The following is a 2,712-nucleotide window of genomic DNA, read 5'->3' on the forward strand; positions in this document are numbered from 1 at the left end:
GACGCGAACGGCTACTACGAGTTCACCGGCCTCACCGCCGGCACCTACACGGTGTCGACCGCGGTCGGCGACGCCTGCGGGCTGTACGCCAGCACCGAGGTGGTGGTCACCGGGAACACCAGTGTGGACCTGGCGCTGTACCCGCAGTCCGACCTCTTCGGGTACACCTGCACGACGCAGAGCCAGGCGTTCGACCCGGCCGACGGGGCCGTGCTGAACCTGACCGGCGACGACGCGGTGACCCAGCTGGCGCTGCCGTTCGTGATGCCGTTCTACGGACACAACCAGTCCACCGCGTGGGTGTCGACGAACGGCTTCATCACCTTCGCCGATCCCAGCGCCGCCGGCGTCGCCGATGCCGGCGCGGCCGCCGCGGCCATCCCGCAGGCGGCGGCCCCGAACGCGATCGTCGCGCCGTTCTGGCGGGACCTCGAGGTCGGCGCCGGTGCCAGTGTCCGGACCGAGGTCGCCGGGGCGTTCCCGAACCGCCGCCTCATCGTGGAGTGGCGCGACGTCCAGATGTGGGGAACCTCGAAGCACATCACGTTCGAGGCGATCCTGTCCGAGAACGGCGACATCGCCTTCAACTACGCCGACATCGACGCCGACGACACCGAGAAGGGTCTGGACGCGACAGTCGGCATCGAGAGCACCGGCGGCGAGTACGGGCTGCAGTACCTCTACAACCAGCCCATCCTCGACAACGACAAGGCCGTGCTCATCGACTACCCGCTCGACGCGCAGCCGATCGGCACCGGCACCGTCAGCGGCACCGTGACCCGCAACGGGGCGCCGGCCGGCGGGCTGACGGTGGCGCTGCAGCCGCAGAACCTCACCACGATGACCGCGTCCGACGGCACCTACGCCTTCGCCGCGGTGGAGGAGGGCGGGTTCAGCGTCTCCGCGGTGGACGGCTGCGCCACGGCCGTCGTCAGCGGGCACGTGTCCGGCCCGACCGTCGCGAACCTGGCGCTGGTCCCGGTGCCGGACGAGTTCGGCTACACGTGCAGCACGGCGACGCAGGCGTTCGTGCCGGCCGACACCACGGTGCTGCCGCTGACCGGCGACGACGCGCACACCTCGATCACGCTGCCGTTCCCGGTGACGTTCTACGGGCGGACGTACAGCACCGCCTGGGTGTCCACCAACGGCCTCGTCAGCTTCGCCGACCTGACCTCCGACGTACCGGACGGGCGTGCGGCGGTGCCGGATGCGACCGCACCCAACGCGGCCCTGTACCCGTTCTGGAACGACCTGGTCGTCGAGAGCGACTCGAGCGTCCGGACCGCGGTGGTGGGCTCGGCCCCCAACCGCAAGTTCGTGATCGAGTGGCGCAACGTGGGCATGTTCGGCAACAGCTCCCAGCGCTTGAGCTTCGAGGTGATCATCGCCGAGAACGGCGCCATCACGTTCAACTACACCGGGCTCGACAACCCACCGGAGCGCGGGACCGGGGCCGTGGTCGGCATCGAGAACGCCGACGGCACCGTCGGGCAGACCTACTCCGCCTTCCGCGAGGCGCTCGCCGACAACCAGGCGATCACCTACACCCCGCCGGCCGCGTGACGCCATGCCTGATCTCCGGAGGCGTTCCTTGAAGCTGACGACCGGCCGCGTGCTGACGCTGGCCCTTCCGGTCCTCCTCGTCGTGTCGCTGGGCGGCCAGGCGCCGGCCTTCGCGGGCCCGGCCCAGCCGTTCACCCCGGCCGCCGCGGCCAAGGTGCCGAGCGTCAGGACGAAGGCGGTGCCGGCCGGGAAGCCGGTCAAGGACACCACCAGGAAGGCGCAGGACAGCCCGGCGCCGGTGTGGCCGGGCGCGTCCGCGTCGGACATGGACCCGGCCGCGGCCAAGGTGGCGGGCGGCCCGGTGACGATCACCGTGCCGACCACGACGCGGCACGCGCGCACGATCGGGGCGGCGAGCGTGCCGATCCCGTCGAAGGCGCATGTCGAGGTCCTGGACCAGCAGGCGGCGAAGAAGGCGAACGTCCAGGGTCTGCTGTTCAAGGTGGGCCGGGGCGACGGCGGCAGCGACGCGGCCGGGGTCGGGGTGAAGGTCGACTACAGCAGGTTCGCGACGGCGTACGGCGCGGACTGGTCGACCCGGCTGAAGCTGGTGGAGCTGCCCGCGTGCGCGCAGACTACGCCGGAGCGGGCCGAGTGCCGGGGCACCGATGTGCCCAGTCACAACGACGCCAAGGCGAAGACGGTGTCCGCGGATGTCGTCCTCGGCGCGACGGCGAGGACGCTCGCGTTGACGGCCGGGACCTCGGGTGCGTCAGGCAGTTACGGCGCGACGAGTCTGGCGGCGTCGAGTACGTGGTCGGCCGGTGGGTCGGCGGGTGATTTTTCGTGGTCGTTCCCGATGCGGACGCCGCCGTCGTTGGGTGGTCCGTCGCCGACGTTGCAGATCACGTATTCGGCGCAGTCGGTCGATGGCCGGATGGTGACGTCGAACAATCAGCCGTCGATTGTGGGTGAGGGTTTCGAGCTGTCGACGTCGGGTTATATCGAGCGTCGGTATAAGACGTGTGCGGAGGATCCGAAGACCGGCGGCAACGCGGCGGCGAAGACCGGCGACATGTGCTGGGCGACGGACAACGCCACGATGAGTCTCAACGGGTCGGGTTCGGAGCTGATCAAGGACGGTACGGACCCGAACAAGTGGCATCCGCGCAACGACGACGGTTCCCGCGTGGAGCACAAGCTCGG

The 2,712-nt window shown here is 70.2% G+C and carries 1 protein-coding gene and 1 pseudogene; both read left to right on the forward strand.

What is annotated here, in order from left to right; translation table 11 throughout:
- Positions 1-1,566, forward strand: a 1,566-nt coding sequence (locus tag AB0B76_RS58820) for a carboxypeptidase-like regulatory domain-containing protein (protein WP_360395139.1), incomplete at its 5' end; no start/stop codon positions are given.
- Positions 1,567-1,594: 28 nt separating this feature from the next.
- A pseudogene (locus tag AB0B76_RS58825) lies at positions 1,595-2,712 on the forward strand (RHS repeat protein); the annotation flags it as partial.

This window comes from Dactylosporangium sp. NPDC049140 (genome assembly GCF_040648435.1).